Below are 16,090 nucleotides of genomic sequence, written 5' to 3' on the forward strand. Positions count from 1 at the left end.
ATTTTTTATGCCTACAACGCGGATTGGATTCTGAGCAATTGTTTCTGGAACTAATCAACCAATACTTTACCGGGCAGATGTGCGGCCCTTTTGACCATGAAACAAGACTGAAAGCAGGGTTTTCTGCAACAGAACTCAATGCGCTGGAACACATGAAAATACCCGTTGCTCACTTCAAAAAGCCGGGCTCATGAATTCATGCATAAGGCAACGGTTGCGGATTAACTTTGCAGCAGTTGATTGACTTCGGCAAGGTCAAATGCTTCGGGATCAAATGGGCCTTCAATATCTCCAGCAATCCATTCCAGCATAGCTTCATGCTCCGGATGTGCCGCATCAGAGATCGCCTCCAAAAACATCATATATCCCCCAATTCCCCCAATATCTTCCGGCGGACAAGCACGGCTACCTTTCAGACAAACGGGTAAAGCAGCACTGGTTTCAAATGGCAGAATTTTTTCCAAAACTACTTCGTGTTCCCAACCATCACCAAAATCATAAATGTAGGTCAGCTTTTCCTTTTCTTTCTTCAATATTTGATCTAAACGATATCGCGCCTCATCTTTAGCATCTGAAGGAAACTCTTCATCCGGCTCAGCGTAACGATCCTGCCCTTGAAAAAACTCGTGCAGGTGGGAATTGGTCCAGCCCATCACGATTTGCAAAATGAGATGAATATCATCCAGCTTAGTCGTACTAGCGACTAAAATCCTGCGCCATATCGGCGGACGCATGCCTTTCAGGGTTACTTTAAGCTGATAAATGGAGCGTAAAGATTTTGCTGTTAAACGTGTTGCCATCACTATTAGTCTCTACTTTCAAAACGATAAAACGCCAGCATTCCTCTTAAGTTTGGCAGGAAATTTACTGGGCGATAATGTTTATTCATCACACTGCGCTCCAAAATTCGTGCGTTGCATTGCTGGCACAGTACTTCAAAATCACCCAGCGTACAAAGATGAATATTGGGCGTATCGTACCAATTATACGGTAATGTTTCTGACACAGGCATACGTCCGGAAACTACTTGCATGCGGTTTTTCCAGTGGCCAAAATTGGGGAAGGAAATAATTCCTTCCTTGCCGACCCGCAGCATTTCCTGAATGATACCCTCGGTGTTCCGCACAGCCTGCAAGGTCTGCGACAGAATGACATAATCGAACGAATCCGATGCGAAGCTGGACAATCCCGCTTCCAGATCATTATGAATTACATTAATACCATTGCGAAAGCAACTGAGAAGGTTATCATCATCGATTTCCACACCGTAACCAAAGACGTTACGCGTATCGCGTAAATAGCGTAATAACGAGCCATCACCGCAACCCAAATCGAGTATTTTCGCGCCAGGATTAATCCATTCCGCAATGGCGGCAAAATCCGGGCGTAATGCAATGGTTGATGGTGCTATGGTATCAGTCATAAATAATGATCAGGTTCATTTTTATCTAAATAGAAATATTGTCCATATACGCCCGCACCAGTTGATGATAACAAGGCGTTGTCATCAAAAACGAATCATGGCCATGACTGGAAGTAATTTCCGCATAACTTACATTAAGCTTATTTTTTAATAGGGCTTTGACAATTTCCCGGGAACGCTCGGGTGAAAAACGCCAATCCGAGGTAAACGATATCACCAGGAAATTTGCTTTGGCTACCCGGAATGCCGAGCTCAGGTCGCCATCATAAGATCCAGCTGGATCAAAATAATCCAGTGCTTTAGTCATCAGTAAATAGCTATTGGCATCGAATAAATCAGCAAATTTGTCGCCTTGGTAACGCAGATACGACTCGATTTCGAACTCCACATCAAAACCGAAAGAAAGTTCACCGTTGCGTAAACTGCGACCGAATTTCGCCGCCATCGAATCGTCGGAAAGATAAGTGATATGTCCCAGCATGCGCGCCAGCCGCAAGCCACGTCGCGGCAGGGTATCATAGGCATAAAAATTACCACCGTAAAATTCCTGGTCGGTCATGATCGCCTGGCGGGCAACATCATTAAATGCAATATTTTGTGCGGTCAATTTGGGAGCGGCCGCGATCACCAGCGCATGACGAACTTTTTCAGGATAATCCAGTGTCCATTGCATCGCTTGCATACCGCCCAGACTACCGCCCACCACTGCGGCAAACTGCTTAATCCCTAAATGTTCAGCCAATTGTGCTTGCGTCTCGACCCAATCTTCCACCGTCACCACTGGAAAGCTCGCGCCATAATGCTTGCCAGTGCGGGGATCAATGCTGGCCGGCCCCGTAGAGCCGTGGCAACCACCCAGATTATTCACGCCAATGACAAAAAGCCGATTGGTATCGATCGGCTTGCCCGGGCCGACCATATTATCCCACCAACCGACGCTCTTCTCATTATCCGCATAAACACCAGCCACATGATGAGTGCCGGAAAGTGCATGACAAATCAAAACAGCATTGGATCTTGCAGCGTTCAGTTGTCCGTAGGTTTCATACACCAAATGATAGCTATCCAGCGACAGCCCGCTTTTCAGCTGCAATGGCTTATCAATCTGTACGTATTGGGGGATAACCACACCCACTGATTTTGAATCTTGCATTTGTATAAAAGGAGAATTCCAAGCAACAACCGAATTTTTCGTCAGTCATTATATCGTCAATAAATCAGCGCATACTAGTCATTCAATTTAGCCAGCAACGCAGCCATCTTTTCGGGTTGGTACGTCCTGATGATTTTTTGCGCTAATGGAATAATATCAGGCAAGTGGCTTTTCAGAATCTGGTTTTTTACTGTCAGCAACTGCGACGGATACATGGAAAACTGCTGCAATCCTATCCCTAACAACAAGCGTGTGAACTGTTTGTCACCCGCCATCTCGCCACAGATAGATACCGGCACTTTGGCACGATTGGCGCTCTGGATAATGTGCGAAACCAGCCAGAGTATCGCAGGATGAAAAGGATCGTACAAATGCGCCACAGCATCGTCAATCCGGTCAACCGCTAAAGTATACTGAATTAAATCGTTAGTGCCGATCGATAAGAAATCCAGCTTGCGCATAAAAGATTCGAGACACAACGCGGCCGCCGGTATTTCTATCATACCGCCGATTTTAATATGCTCATTAAACTGAATTTTGTCATCGCGTAAAGTCTGTTTGGCATACTCAATGTAATGCAATGTTTGATCGATTTCCATTACATTGGACAACATCGGCACCAGAATACGCACCTCGCCGTACCTGGAAGCACGCAAAATAGCACGCAATTGCTTGTGAAACATCTTGGGCTCTGTCAGGCTGAATCTAATCGCGCGCAAACCCAATGCCGGATTAGTCGCAACTTGTTCACTCCCTTTGAGACTCTTGTCCGCGCCTAAATCGAATGTGCGTATGGTGACTGGCAGCTTATGCATTTTCACCGCCACCGTGCGGTACGCTTCAAATTGCTCTTCCTCACCCGGCAAATCATCGCGATTCAGAAATAAAAATTCACTGCGAAACAACCCGATGCCGGCAGCGCCACTTTCCTTGACTTGCGCAATATCTTCCGGCAACTCAATGTTTGCGTATAAATCAATCGGTGTGCCATCCAATGTCACCGCAGCAACGCTTTTAAGACGTTGTAATTTCTTCCTTTCCAGTTCGAACTGGCTTTGCCGCAGGCGATATTCATCCAGAACATATTTATCCGGGTTTACAATTATGATGCCGTGGGTCCCATCGACAATCAGCCAGTCGTTTTCCAGAATCAATTGATGTGCGTGATGCAATGCCACGACTGAAGGAATATTGAGACTGCGTGCAACAATCGCAGTATGCGATGTCTGGCTGCCCAAGTCGGTCAGGAAAGCGGTGAATTGATTTTGTTTGTATTGCATCACATCGGCAGGACTTAAGTCGTGCGCGACCAGAATACTGTCGCCACTCATCTTGGTCGCAACCGGTAGCAAGCCAGGGTGCCCCAGCATCGCTTTGAGTACACGTTCAACCACCTGCTTCACATCGGCCTTACGTTCTCGCAAATAGGCATCCTCAATGGCTTCAAACTGAGTCAACAACTCCTGCATCTGTTGCTTTAAAGCCCATTCGGCATTGCAATATGTCTGTGCAATCATGCTGCGAGTCGCTTCTGACAGTACCGGATCATCCAGAATCATCAAATGCAAATCCAGAAATGCACTGAACTCTGCTCGCGCATGACCGTCGGCAACAGATTGTTGCAATGCCCCGAATTCTTTTCGCACTACAGCAAAAGCACTATTCAGCCGCGCAATTTCCTTCTCCACCTGATTTTTTGGAATCAAATAGTGCACTACCTCCAAAGCTGCAGGATCAGCCAGATGCGCGTGACCAATTGCAATGCCTTCCGATACGCCTATGCCATGAAGAATAAAGCTCATTCACCCTCACCAAAATAATCTTCGACCAATGCGACCAGTGCAGTTATCGCTTCAACTTCATCATCGCCCGTGGTTTCGAGCTGAATCCGCGAACCCTTATTGGCCGCCAACGTCATCACGCCCATAATACTCTTCGCATTGACGCGACGACTATCACGTGTCGCCCAGACTTCGCAATTAAACTGACTGGCCAGTTTGGTCAGTTTTGCTGATGCGCGCGCGTGTAAACCCAGTTTGTTGAGAATTTCTATTTCCTTAGTTTGCATGATTAGATTCTTTCGCATTAATTTGTATCACGCCTGCCTGACCACCACTTAATCCTTTCTTGATGACATCGGATAGCGGTTCATACCGATAAGTCAGCACACGCACCAGCATCGGCAAGTTGACACCGACAAGACACTCCACTTTATCGGGTCGTACCAATCGGCTGGCAATATTGCAGGGTGTCGCTCCCAACATATCGCTCAATATCAGCACACCATCCCCGCTATCGAGTTGTTCCAACAATTCTCGCGCTCTGATTAATACGTCCTCAGGGTCATCCTGGGTAAAAACGCCCAAATGCGACAACCGTCGCGGCATCATACCTACCACGTGACTCGCACAACGAATCAAATGATCTCCCAAATCTTCATGAGTGAGCACTAAAATCCCTATCATCTTATTTATACACTAACCTTAAAATTCGGTTAAAGATTTTAGCATTGACCGTATTTAAATACCTGATGCTGCCAAGCATTATTTTAAAAATTTTTCTCTGCAAGGGCATACCCCCTCCTTGAGCCGTAGCAGACAAATTGATTCTTGTGAATTAATGATCTGACAATTACTCAAAGAGGAGTGAGGTGATTAATAAAATACGTCCCTAAATGTAAGGATTTAAAGTACATTATCATTTTAATGGATTGCGCGCAGACATGAAAAAGAATGATCAAATCCGGGCCTTACTCAGAGCAACTGAAGCGATGTCTCAGGGCAATTTCGCATTCGATATCCCAACCGGTGATGATGAGATTGGTCAGCTTGGGAAATCGCTGGAAAAATTATCCAACTATCTCCAGAAACAATTGGAAAGAAATCAATCTCTCTACAGGATTATGGTCGAATGCAACCACAATCTCCACTTAATCGATGTTCTGAACCATATTTATGAATCTTTCCAGGATCACCTGCCTTACGACCGGATTAGCCTGGCATTGCTCGAAAATGAAGGGAGCAAACTTAAACTACATTGGTCACGCGCCAAATATGATCCATTGATACTAAACACCGGACTGACAATCCCCACCACTGACAGCAGCTTACTGGCAATTATAAACCCCGGTGACATGCTGATTATCGATGATTTAAACGTACACTTGCAAAAATATTCAAGATCTCGTCTTACGCAAGCTATTTTTAGCGAAGGCATCCGTTCCTGCCTCATTTGTCCCTTGCTTGCCGACAGCAAACCAATCGGATTTATTTTCTTTTCCAGTCGCATGAAAAATGTTTACCAGGGGTTACATTTACATCAGGATCTAGCATTACAAATCGCCAGTCAGCTATCTGTTCTAATTGAGAAAAACCAATTGTACCGAGGGGTGAAGTTGAACAAGCAACTCAAGGCGCAGAAAAAATCTCTCGAACAACGTGTCACACACGATGCACTGACCGGGCTACTCAACCGCCCTGCCATATTTGACATTCTGCACAGACAAATCCAGCGTGCCAAACGAGGAGGATATGGCATTTCAATCATCATGATCGACATCGATCACTTCAAAATCATCAATGATACCTACGGTCACCTTGCAGGCGATGCGGTATTATGTGAAATTGCCAATCGATTGAGTCAATCGGCCCGTTCCCATGAATACATTGGACGCTATGGCGGCGAAGAGTTTCTGGCAATCATTTCGCCCTATAATCAGGATGGCGCGTTAAGAGTTGCGGAAAGATTTCGTAATGCTGTCGCTGGTAAAGAAATTCACACCAAGGAAACATTCGTCTCCGTTACCATCAGTTTGGGTGTCGCGATTGGTACAGAAGCAGAAACGCTGGATGAGCAGTTGCTATTGAAAAAAGCGGATGAGGCACTTTATCAGGCCAAACATAAAGGTAGAAATCGGGTTGAGCTGGCAAACCTGCAGTGATCGGCAGAAAAGTCACTGAGCAGGCGGTTGAGAAATATTTTCGAAGCAGTTGATAAAGGCAAAAACAGGCGAAAAAGCGTAGCGTATGTTTAATCATGAGCATTTTGAGCCTGTTTTTAACACCGTAGCAGCAACACAGATAGTTTTTCAACGGCTTGTTAGCTGACACCATCCGATAAGTTGCCACCCGACCCTATTAACCAAACATCATCTTGGTAAATTGAACCGCAATCCCATACCCCTGGATTTGTTTATCTGTCCTGATCACCATGCCCTCGCATTGCACAACATATTCCTTATTAAGCTTGATCGTCAGGTTAACAACTTCATTCTTGCGCATGCTTTGTTGAGCCACGAAATAGACTCCCGTAGCACTGATGTCTGTCGACCAGCCGCGTTCCGCATCAGGATTGACGAGGCATCGCATCATAAAACGCGCACTGGTTCGTTTTTCGTACAAAATTGCCATTTTATTTGATATCGATTCAAAAACATTCGACCAAAAATAAAGAATTTATTCATACTTATCGTAGCGAAAACAGCTGCAAATGAATAGTTAATAAGTGATAGCTTTTACAATTAACATTAGTTATTTTCCGGCATTAACAAATGTTAACATTCTTGGCTCAAGTATATGAAGATATTTAATTATTTATTTAAGAAGTATAAAATTGCTTTAATTCCCTCATCAAGAAAAAACCACCGGAACTGCTTCATTCCGGTGGTGCAAAAATCTTAAAGCTGACGATTGTGTTCTGCTAGCCACAAATGATGCTGTCCACCTGGTTATTGAGTTGCTTCTGATCAGAATTCAATTCAGCAAGGTTTGGCGTATCCAAACTGCTAACATGCAGTATCATTAGCAGGCCGTTGAAAAATGTTTCCTGGCTCAAGTTCCATTATAAAAAAACCGGCGTCTTTACGAAGCCGGTTTTTTTAAACAATGATTGAGATGCTATTAATCAATTACTTTTTTCAAAGTCATGACTCATTATCAAATTGCGACTCGGCAAATGCTTTACCAAGGTGTCGGACTCAACGGGCCGACATCAGGACCCTCACCATATACTATGAACGGTAGGTGCCAGAGGTCATTTGGAATGATCGGATCACCCGCTTTGGCATTCTCCCCAAAGATAAACTCGAAAACTGGTGCTGCATAAAACCCAGCTTTCAAACCGTTAGCAACAAGTGGTATTGCATTTACGCAAGTATCAAATGCAGCCTGGTTATAGGTTCGTGGAGGATCGCCACCCAAAGGTGTTCCTATCAAAGGGCAGGTCGTACGTTGCATCACAACCATATTGCGAGTGGGCGCACTTAACATGCCAGCAATCGCCTTGGCGGCGCGAATCCTCGCGCGTTGGTTTTGTGGCCCAGTATACTGGGTGGTGATGCCGCCGGAAGTCTCCAGGCAGGTCGCAGCAAGCGTGGTTGCTGGATTGCACTCGCCGGTCATCTCGTATGGCGTTACCCAGCGATAACTTGGAGCACCCGTAGTAGGATTGACTTCAACCATAAAAATATCCACCGGTGTTCGAACATCAGTAGTGGCTGCTTCCAGAAAGATACGATCCTGGGTCTCCTGAGCCGCACCATTGACTGCGGTGGCAGTAGGATCAGCGGTGCCAACACCGAATTCACCAATCGCCAGATAGGCCGGTTGGGTACCAGCCTGGGTGAAGATACCGACATTGGCTTCTATCGTATGCACCGAGAAATAACCCACGCCTTCAGCGTTTTCAACATAAGTTCCGGAATAAGAAATAAAATCCCCGACCTGGAAAGGAGCCTGCTGCCTTGCATCCGGATCGTTTGGTCCCGCCTGGTTGCCAGTAGTTTGAATATAAATTGCATTAGAAGGCGTACCGGGAACCGCTTTCATCACAAACTGACTACAGTACTCCTGGCCTGCGATTGGTGGACTCAACTCACCGCTGACGGGCAACGGAATACCCGCCTGACTGAAATTACGACAGCCATTCAAGACCTTCGGCCGGTTCTTCTGTGGACATAATGCATCATCCTCCACTACTGGGTCGGTGCGCGGAACGCACATCGGGTAACCGGTGCCACTATGGATGGTGGGGTTGGCATCGTCGACGCTAAAGCGAGGATCAGGACTATGAACTCGTCCGAAGCGGCCAAACGGGTCATTGATCCTGAGCCGCACTTTCTCGTTCACACCTTGCGCGGCACTGACGTAGATCGAGCCGTCACTGTAGTCGATTTCTGAAATGAAGCCAGAACCCACTGCAGCCGAACTCTGAGAAATATAAATCAATCCGGCGATATATTCACCGTTGACAATATTACCCACAACATGGGCCTCGAACCTATGATCCAACAAAGATGGATAAGTAATATTATTAACAGCATCATAATAACCAACCGCATGAACATCATCCCAGCTTAGGGTGTTAGCGGGCATCTGTACGATCATGTTATCAGGAATCTTGATCCTGGTGCTATTGACAGTGATAGTAAAATCACTGGCATCGGTAATAAATCCAGTAACATCAAACCCATGAATCCCCGCCCAGGTTCCTCCGGTAGGCGTAGGGGTTGGCAGCGTTGGAACGACGAAAGGTGCAATCGCACCTCTAGGGGGCTTAGCGGTACCTCCTTTAGCGTACACCCCTGACATTTGCGCGCAGCCCAGCAAGCCAATAATTAATAAGCCCCATTTTATGCGGGTTTTATAGTCGGTCCCTTGGTATTGCCGACGAAAAATATTTGTATTCATGATTTCTCCTAACTCGTTGGTAAAAATTTAAGTACGCACGTAACAGAAAGCTATTAATCACTCTTATCTCAAGCCATAAATAACAACTACGATTGATCCGATCCAATGAAGTTTGAAGTCACCACACCCTAAAGCATTACTCATATAACAATTCTATTGCTATAAATTTAATTCAATAGTTATAAACTTCATCAAACCGATTCATTAATAGCCTTACTGCTCCTACCCTACTGCTGCCACCCGATGAACAGGCCTTGCTCCATTCGGCTCCATCCAGTAAAAGTATTGGGCGATGGCTTTCGGGTTAGCCAATGCCGGACAAGCTCCCCATCGCTCTAATGGCTCGATGCCGTACTTGAGGGTACCAATGTGCTCGGTTTTATCCTGATCCAGCACGGGATCCGAGTTTACGAAACCCAACTTTCTGCGTAACAACTCGATATCATCCTTGGTTCCGGTCAGAAATTTCCAGCCCGGGCCAGCATCAAAATTCTCTGCATACGCTTTCAACATAGGCACAGTATCGTGCTCCGGTTCCAGCGTGATTGAATACATAAAAATGTCACGCCCGACTCTGCCGCCAAATTCATTTTCCAGCCGTTTCAAATTCACCGTCATGCCGGGACAGATATTCCCGCAACGGGCGTACATGAAGTTGATGAATACCGCTTTATCCTTGATCAGATCATCGTAGAAACGGACTTCTTTACCTTCATGCGTAAGCAATGGCACGTTCGGAAAGCGATCCCGACGCCGTTGTTCGACAGCATTCTGCGGTCTCACAGTAGTGTTATTTAGCTGCGTACTGGCCGCCATTGATGCAGCGCCAAAACCTAAAGCAGCCAGTCCAGCAGTGGCACCAGCCACATTTTTGATAAATTCTCTCTTGTTCATGGCAATATTCTCCTGTGTCATGGCTGGATTACTTACCGGCATTGGGATCATTCGGTGGAACGACTTTCCACAGCACCATCATCGCGTGATCTTCGTGCACCACATTGTGACAATGCATCGGATAATCGCCATGCCAGTCTCTAAACTGCATGTACAACTGCACTTCACCTGAGCCGGCAGTGCCAACTGCAGCCTGGCCGATACGCACCACATCCTTGCGCGATTTATCTTCGATATCCAGATTGCTCGCTTTACCGTTTCGACTCACAAGCTGGAATTCCTCGAAATGAATATGAATGGGATGAGACCAACCACCGCCGGATTTTAGTGTCCATAGCTCGGAAGTTCCATCCACCGGATATGCGCTGATAACGCCCGGATCAAACAGCTTGTCATTAACCACCCAGGCACCGTTGAGACTGCTAAAGCTGAAGCTGCGTTTTTTGACGGCCGGATTTTTAGCCGTTACCGGCATCGGCACCATAGTCTGCGTTTGCAGTGTTGACATGTCTGCACTTTCATCCATCACAGCTTCATCACTGACGATGAATTTCAGTAACCTGGTTTTGTCACTGGATGCCAGGCGTTTGCCCGTCGTCCCCTGCCCACTGATCTGTTCCAGACGATTCTCAAGATAAAATTCCGTACCCGGTGCATATTGACTAAAGTCCACGATCACATCGCCACGCTCGGCTACGCCCAAACGAATGCTGGGTACGATTTGCGCTTTCGGCAACAAATTGCCACAGTTGGCAATGCGGGTAAAATTGCTGTTATTACTAAGCGACACTTCTATGAATCGTGACGGTCCGGCATTTAGAAAACGGATGCGATATTTGCGTCGCTTCACGTAAAGCTTGGGTTTGATCTTAAAATTAACCGTTTGTTGATCGCCCAGAAAACCTTCGGTCATGAACGGATCCCAGAACATTTGCCCGGTACTGTCGAATGATTTGTCGGTAATCAGCATCGGGATATCATATTCACCGCTGGGCAAGCGTAACCCGGTGGTTTCATCATCCGTATCGAGCTTGATATCATCACTAAACAGCGTATAAAAAGATGCCAAACCCTTGTAAACATTCGGCGCAGTGAAATCGAAACGATGATCATGAAACCAGAACGTACTCTGCGTTTCCTGCCAGTCTCCGGGACACCAGTTCCCATTGTAGGTTGTTCCATTTTTATGCGTGCTGGCAAAGCCGGCACGAATATTGGGGTACCAGTGATCCCACCAGGTTCCACTATCGTAAAAGCGCATCGGCCCACCATCCGAAGTATGGGGATTGTGCGCATTATGTAGATGCGGCGTAATCTGATTGATCCCAAATCCCTGGTTATCGTTGCCATTCTTGGGCAATCCGTTGTACATCCGCATGATTATGGGTTTCTGATATTGCGCTTTAATGCGCAGCACGCCGATCGCATCGCTGTTTAAGTCAACATAGGTCCATACTTTGGAGTTAAAACCGGGATACTCGACGTCGGAATAAAAATTCCAGTCGATTTCCTTGGCCATCAACTCATACCTGGCCGTGATAGCTGCACTGCCGCCCAATTCATCCCAGCGCTGATGGGATTCTGTACGACCTTCTTTAAAGTCGTAATAGTCATTCATCCCCGGGTGCCAGCGATTGTCTTTCTCCTTGCATCCGTAGTGATCCTCTGGCGGCCCCGAAAAAACATCGCCCGCAGCCGGCACACAGGTTTTTGGAATTGGCAACAAATCAGTCCACGGTTTGTTGCAAGGTGGACTAATGTGAATATTTGAAGCACCCGCAACCGCCAGATTTGGAAAAAACGCAGTGCCGCTTACCGACACTAGCCCCCCCGCGCTCGCAGTCAATCCCAGTTTAAGTAAATCTCTACGACTAAGCTTGGCTGCGACAATATCCCGGACCTCCTGCATGTATCTGGCAACTGCTTTCTCTTGCTTGCCGGAATAGGTCGAATTTATAATTTTCTTACTCATAATTATTCCCCTCCTTAATTCTGTTATAGAATTTCAGCCCTCATAACTTTTGGCATCGTCCTTCTAAAAGATCTATGCCAACAAATTTTTAGCCGCCGGTTAGTTGTGACTTACAGTCAACCACTCAACTGCAATTCAAGATTCTGCAAGCTATGCGCTGGCAAGATTCCCAGTGCAGGCTTTGTTCTCGCTCGTAACCGGATCAAAAAGAGTTGATTGACTTTGATGTCCCATGCAATAACACAGCGTATCTCTGTGGATACTTAAGCTCTTTATTGATCGCATTTGTCCAAAGACTGATTACTAGTCATGACGTTCGTTTTTACAGCACCCACAAACGTCATTTTTGTAATATGGCCATGTATGCGTAATGGAGAATAGGGATTAATTTGATGCTAAGATAGCTACAGGATGTTAATTTAACCCGTTATCAGATGTTAATAACACCAACACAAATATCAAAAAATAGTCGCGGTAGCAGCCTAATACTTTTCTTCAGCGGACAGGATCAATTATCACCGACCCCAAAAAACATCCCGCCGAAAACGGCTGAAAATCAAATCCGCAGAAATAAAAAAACCACTGGAACATACTTCATTCCAGTGGTTAGATGACGCAGCAACTCTAGCTGCTAATTACTTCACAGTCACTGATATTGTCCGCGTATTATTAGACGGCTTAGGGTCGGAATTAAAACCAGCAAAATTTGCAAAACCTGTTACTGCAAAGGTTCCCCTCAATGTTGGTATGACTGCAACACTGATGGATCTTTGCGCCCCGGCAGCAAGCTGGCCAATATTGCAATTTACCGTTAAGACTCCACTTACCATAGCGGTACTGCAAGGAGTGCCATTGACCGAAGCACCACTAAACGAAAATTGACTTGGTAACGGCAACGTAAAGACTACGTCATTGGCAACTGCGTTACCATTTTTTATACCGAAGGAGTAGGTCAACACATTGTTCAATGTTGCATTACTTGCAGAACCGGAATTGATTTGCAAGTCTGTCACAGGTTGCGGTTCTGGTGGAGGAGGCAAAATATGTGTCGTAACCGATCCAATGTTATCCACCGGATTTTCATCCACCAATTCTGTGACGCCACCCACTTCAACTTGAAAATCCCTTACAGTCGCATTGGTTGTAATCTGCGCAGTCACATTTTTCAAAGTAATCGTGACTGTTGCAGATTGTCCCGGATTCATTTGCCCCAGATTACATATCAACGTATGGGTTAAAGGATCTTCCGGCAAACATACTCCAAGTGTAGTCGTGGTAGGTATTGTTGCTCTATCAAAACCCGTCGACGGTAATACAGCATCCAAACGAACCTGAGGAACACTCACGCCACCGGTGTTGGTCACCAGCATGGTAATAACAGAATCTGCTCCTGACAGTACATCAGTAGCAGTCATTGATAATGCCACATCTAGTTTAGGAGCAGGCCCCGTTGCGGTTGTTGCCAAGAAGATATTAGACGGATCGCTCTCTCCCGCTACGTTAATAGCGATAACTGAAAACTCATACTCAGTAGTAGGAAGTAATCCGCCAACAAGTGTTGCTGTCAAATTTCCAGGTATATTGTCAATAAAAATTGGTGACCCAATACCACTCGCATGATACCGGAGCGAATAAGAAATGATCGGACTTCCACCATTTGATGACGGTGCAGCCCATGAGACCGCTGCAATGTTGCCACCCGTAATAACACTCAAATTCTGAGGAGCACTAGGTGCAATCGGCGCCTGCGGCGTTACTGCATTACTCAGAGCCGATGGTGCACTCGAACCTGCTGCGCTATTTGCGGCAACTGTGAAAGTATACGTGTTGCCATTGATCAAGCCAGCTACCGCTAACGACGTTGGAGCCGGGCTTGCTAGGGCTGTCGTTTGTGGCGGCAGTACCTGAGTTAGACCCGTACTATCAAAAATATTAACCGTATAGCTTATCGTCGGTGTGCTTCCGGAACTTCCTGGCGCCCAGCTCACAATAGCACCATTTCCGGTCGGATCTGCATGAACCGCAGTCGGTGCCAAAGGAGGGAATGGATCAGCGTTAGCACTCACTTTAAATACCCGCCCTTGAAGTTGACCGTTACCGCCTGTAGGATCATCAGCCACGTAAATATCCGGGTTATTAACAGCGGGACCACGAGTATCAAACGTTACACTGCTTGGATTTGACATCCCGGTCGCCCAGTTAGTCGTCACCACCGCAGCACCGTTTGGATCATCGATTTTGGTAATTGCGTTGATATCCGCAATATACAGCACATTCCCGGCCGATGATTTTCCGAGTTGGTTGCTACTAATACCACCAGGGATTAGCGCCGCATCGGTAAACACATCCTCTGAGCCACATGAACTTGGATTAGTGGGTGTAGCACATTGATCCGCATTGATAATTCTCCATGGGCTGGCGTCCCCTAAACCATACAAATTATGGCCTACCCACGCCAAAGCGAAATTCCGGCGACCGGAAGTGGCCACAGAGGCAAAGTTGCCGCAAGGAACAGAAGCGCTATTGGGACCCTTGACTCTCATAATATTGCCACTTTTGAAGAAAGTCAGGTACAAGTTGCCATCCGGTCCTAGCGCTAGCGAAGTTGGACGATTACCAGCAATACCGCAACTTCCTCCCCCTCCTAATGTTGTAGCAGTCGTTCCAATCAAACCATGTCCGCCATCACCATTTGGATTGAACGATCTACGCACCAATCCTTGATTGGCTTTATTCGCCACTTCATCCGCGATGTAAATAAATTGCAATTGCGGATCATAAACTGTCGACCCGGAGGGTAATGCCGCACAGGTATTTAAATTCAAACTATAAACAGTACCTGTTGGACTATCCAGATGCGGATCTACACGACACAAGCCATTTAAATGATCTGGAATCCACAGATGTCGATACTTCAAACCATTACCTGGATTAATTAAAGACCCCTCGGCAATAAAACCATTTAAAGGTACCGTCATGCCACTGGGCACCAATGTGGTTACCGTAGCTGCATGGACTGATCCGATGCCTAGCCCCAGACATATCAATGCTGGCGCAAACCATTTGCTCCAACCAAAGGTGATACCACGACGGACACCCCCAAAACTCAAAATTTCATTTTTTAACGTACTCACAATACACCTCCATTTTTAAGCAAATCGAATAACAAAAACAAACAACTGTAAAAAGTACTGTTACCCAATGAACTCATTTATTTTTTATAAATTATTACATCGTATGTTTCACACGCTCTCTTTGCTGCTGACTTACTTTCTCAGCCTGAGGGTACGCAAACCCATGCACCGGTCTCGTTCCATTCGGCTCCATCCAGTAAAAGTATTGGGCGATGGCTTTCGGGTTAGCCAATGCCGGACAAGCTCCCCATCGCTCTAATGGCTCGATGCCGTACTTGAGGGTACCAATGTGCTCGGTTTTATCCTGATCCAGCACGGGATCCGAGTTTACGAAACCCAACTTTCTGCGTAACAACTCGATATCATCCTTGGTTCCGGTCAGAAATTTCCAGCCCGGGCCAGCATCAAAATTCTCTGCATACGCTTTCAACATAGGCACAGTATCGTGCTCCGGTTCCAGCGTGATTGAATACATAAAAATGTCACGCCCGACTCTGCCGCCAAATTCATTTTCCAGCCGTTTCAAATTCACCGTCATGCCGGGACAGATATTCCCGCAACGGGCGTACATGAAGTTGATGAATACCGCTTTATCCTTGATCAGATCATCGTAGAAACGGACTTCTTTACCTTCATGCGTAAGCAATGGCACGTTCGGAAAGCGATCCCGACGCCGTTGTTCGACAGCATTCTGCGGTCTCACAGTAGTGTTATTTAGCTGCGTACTGGCCGCCATTGATGCAGCGCCAAAACCTAAAGCAGCCAGTCCAGCAGTGGCACCAGCCACATTTTTGATAAATTCTCTCTTGTTCATGGCAATATTCTCCT

At 46.3% G+C, this 16,090-nt stretch carries 13 protein-coding genes and 1 pseudogene; 2 read left to right on the plus strand and 12 right to left on the minus strand.

The genetic code is table 11. From position 1 onward, the window contains the following. Positions 1-194: pseudogene (locus C7H79_RS01755) on the plus strand (ferritin-like domain-containing protein); the annotation flags it as partial. 27 nt (positions 195-221) lie between these two features. Here the strand turns inward: C7H79_RS01755 and C7H79_RS01760 are convergent. The 6 genes from C7H79_RS01760 to C7H79_RS01785 form a co-directional block, all read right to left on the minus strand. Beyond that, positions 222-800, minus strand: a complete 579-nt coding sequence (locus tag C7H79_RS01760; protein ID WP_106705583.1) for a plasmid pRiA4b ORF-3 family protein — start codon at positions 798-800, stop codon at positions 222-224. Between the two features lie 5 nt (positions 801-805). Further along, positions 806-1,423 (minus strand): methionine biosynthesis protein MetW, encoded by a 618-nt coding sequence (metW, locus tag C7H79_RS01765; RefSeq protein ID WP_106705584.1) that lies wholly within the window; start codon positions 1,421-1,423, stop codon positions 806-808. A gap of 25 nt (positions 1,424-1,448) precedes the next feature. Further along, positions 1,449-2,576 carry a homoserine O-succinyltransferase MetX gene (gene metX / locus C7H79_RS01770; RefSeq protein WP_106705585.1) on the minus strand — a complete coding sequence of 376 codons (1,128 nt, stop codon included), beginning with the start codon at positions 2,574-2,576 and terminating at the stop codon, positions 1,449-1,451. Between the two features lie 74 nt (positions 2,577-2,650). After that, entirely contained in the window at positions 2,651-4,378 is a 1,728-nt protein-coding gene (ptsP, locus tag C7H79_RS01775) for a phosphoenolpyruvate--protein phosphotransferase (RefSeq protein ID WP_106705586.1), read from the minus strand. After that, the gene (locus C7H79_RS01780; RefSeq protein ID WP_106705587.1) at positions 4,375-4,644 is read right to left on the minus strand and encodes an HPr family phosphocarrier protein; all 270 of its coding nucleotides are present in this window, start codon (positions 4,642-4,644) and stop codon (positions 4,375-4,377) included. Before C7H79_RS01780 ends, ptsP begins: the two co-directional genes overlap by 4 nt. Beyond that, complete coding sequence (locus tag C7H79_RS01785) at positions 4,634-5,041, minus strand: PTS sugar transporter subunit IIA (protein ID WP_106705588.1); 408 nt, start codon at positions 5,039-5,041, stop codon at positions 4,634-4,636. The genes C7H79_RS01780 and C7H79_RS01785 overlap by 11 nt, the downstream gene beginning before the upstream one ends. A 257-nt stretch (positions 5,042-5,298) precedes the next feature. Between C7H79_RS01785 and C7H79_RS01790 the strand changes: the two genes are divergently transcribed. Continuing rightward, positions 5,299-6,516 (plus strand): sensor domain-containing diguanylate cyclase, encoded by a 1,218-nt coding sequence (locus C7H79_RS01790; protein ID WP_106705589.1) that lies wholly within the window; start codon positions 5,299-5,301, stop codon positions 6,514-6,516. A 196-nt stretch (positions 6,517-6,712) separates the two neighbouring features. Here the strand turns inward: C7H79_RS01790 and C7H79_RS01795 are convergent, their stop codons facing one another. From C7H79_RS01795 to C7H79_RS01820, 6 genes are all read right to left on the minus strand, one after another. Then, positions 6,713-6,985: a PilZ domain-containing protein gene (locus C7H79_RS01795; protein ID WP_106705590.1), complete on the minus strand. Its 273-nt coding sequence runs from the start codon at positions 6,983-6,985 to the stop codon at positions 6,713-6,715. 549 nt (positions 6,986-7,534) lie between these two features. Then, complete coding sequence (locus tag C7H79_RS01800) at positions 7,535-9,262, minus strand: hypothetical protein (protein WP_106705591.1); 1,728 nt, start codon at positions 9,260-9,262, stop codon at positions 7,535-7,537. A gap of 222 nt (positions 9,263-9,484) precedes the next feature. Then, positions 9,485-10,156, minus strand: coding sequence for an SCO family protein (locus C7H79_RS01805; protein ID WP_106705676.1), 672 nt, complete (start codon positions 10,154-10,156; stop codon positions 9,485-9,487). Positions 10,157-10,184: 28 nt separating this feature from the next. Further along, complete coding sequence (locus tag C7H79_RS01810; protein ID WP_106705592.1) at positions 10,185-12,128, minus strand: multicopper oxidase family protein; 1,944 nt, start codon at positions 12,126-12,128, stop codon at positions 10,185-10,187. A gap of 635 nt (positions 12,129-12,763) precedes the next feature. After that, positions 12,764-15,262: a fibronectin type III domain-containing protein gene (locus tag C7H79_RS01815; RefSeq protein WP_106705593.1), complete on the minus strand. Its 2,499-nt coding sequence runs from the start codon at positions 15,260-15,262 to the stop codon at positions 12,764-12,766. A gap of 94 nt (positions 15,263-15,356) precedes the next feature. Continuing rightward, a complete protein-coding gene (locus C7H79_RS01820) occupies positions 15,357-16,076 on the minus strand; it encodes an SCO family protein (protein ID WP_106705677.1) in 720 nt (239 codons plus the stop codon). Between the last annotated feature and the right edge of the window lie 14 nt (positions 16,077-16,090).

Source organism: Nitrosomonas supralitoralis (genome assembly GCF_003011925.2).
Lineage (GTDB): Bacteria > Pseudomonadota > Gammaproteobacteria > Burkholderiales > Nitrosomonadaceae > Nitrosomonas > Nitrosomonas supralitoralis.

Excerpts from the sequence above, each read along its gene's own strand:
- C7H79_RS01760 (WP_106705583.1), bottom strand. The coding sequence starts at position 800 with ATGGCAACACGTTTAACAGCAAAATCTTTACGCTCCATTTATCAGCTT.
- metW (WP_106705584.1), bottom strand. The coding sequence starts at position 1,423 with ATGACTGATACCATAGCACCATCAACCATTGCATTACGCCCGGATTTT.
- metX (WP_106705585.1), bottom strand. The coding sequence starts at position 2,576 with ATGCAAGATTCAAAATCAGTGGGTGTGGTTATCCCCCAATACGTACAG.
- ptsP (WP_106705586.1), bottom strand. The coding sequence starts at position 4,378 with ATGAGCTTTATTCTTCATGGCATAGGCGTATCGGAAGGCATTGCAATT.
- C7H79_RS01780 (WP_106705587.1), bottom strand. The coding sequence starts at position 4,644 with ATGCAAACTAAGGAAATAGAAATTCTCAACAAACTGGGTTTACACGCG.
- C7H79_RS01785 (WP_106705588.1), bottom strand. The coding sequence starts at position 5,041 with ATGATAGGGATTTTAGTGCTCACTCATGAAGATTTGGGAGATCATTTG.
- C7H79_RS01790 (WP_106705589.1), top strand. The coding sequence starts at position 5,299 with ATGAAAAAGAATGATCAAATCCGGGCCTTACTCAGAGCAACTGAAGCG.
- C7H79_RS01795 (WP_106705590.1), bottom strand. The coding sequence starts at position 6,985 with ATGGCAATTTTGTACGAAAAACGAACCAGTGCGCGTTTTATGATGCGA.
- C7H79_RS01800 (WP_106705591.1), bottom strand. The coding sequence starts at position 9,262 with ATGAATACAAATATTTTTCGTCGGCAATACCAAGGGACCGACTATAAA.
- C7H79_RS01805 (WP_106705676.1), bottom strand. The coding sequence starts at position 10,156 with ATGAACAAGAGAGAATTTATCAAAAATGTGGCTGGTGCCACTGCTGGA.
- C7H79_RS01810 (WP_106705592.1), bottom strand. The coding sequence starts at position 12,128 with ATGAGTAAGAAAATTATAAATTCGACCTATTCCGGCAAGCAAGAGAAA.
- C7H79_RS01820 (WP_106705677.1), bottom strand. The coding sequence starts at position 16,076 with ATGAACAAGAGAGAATTTATCAAAAATGTGGCTGGTGCCACTGCTGGA.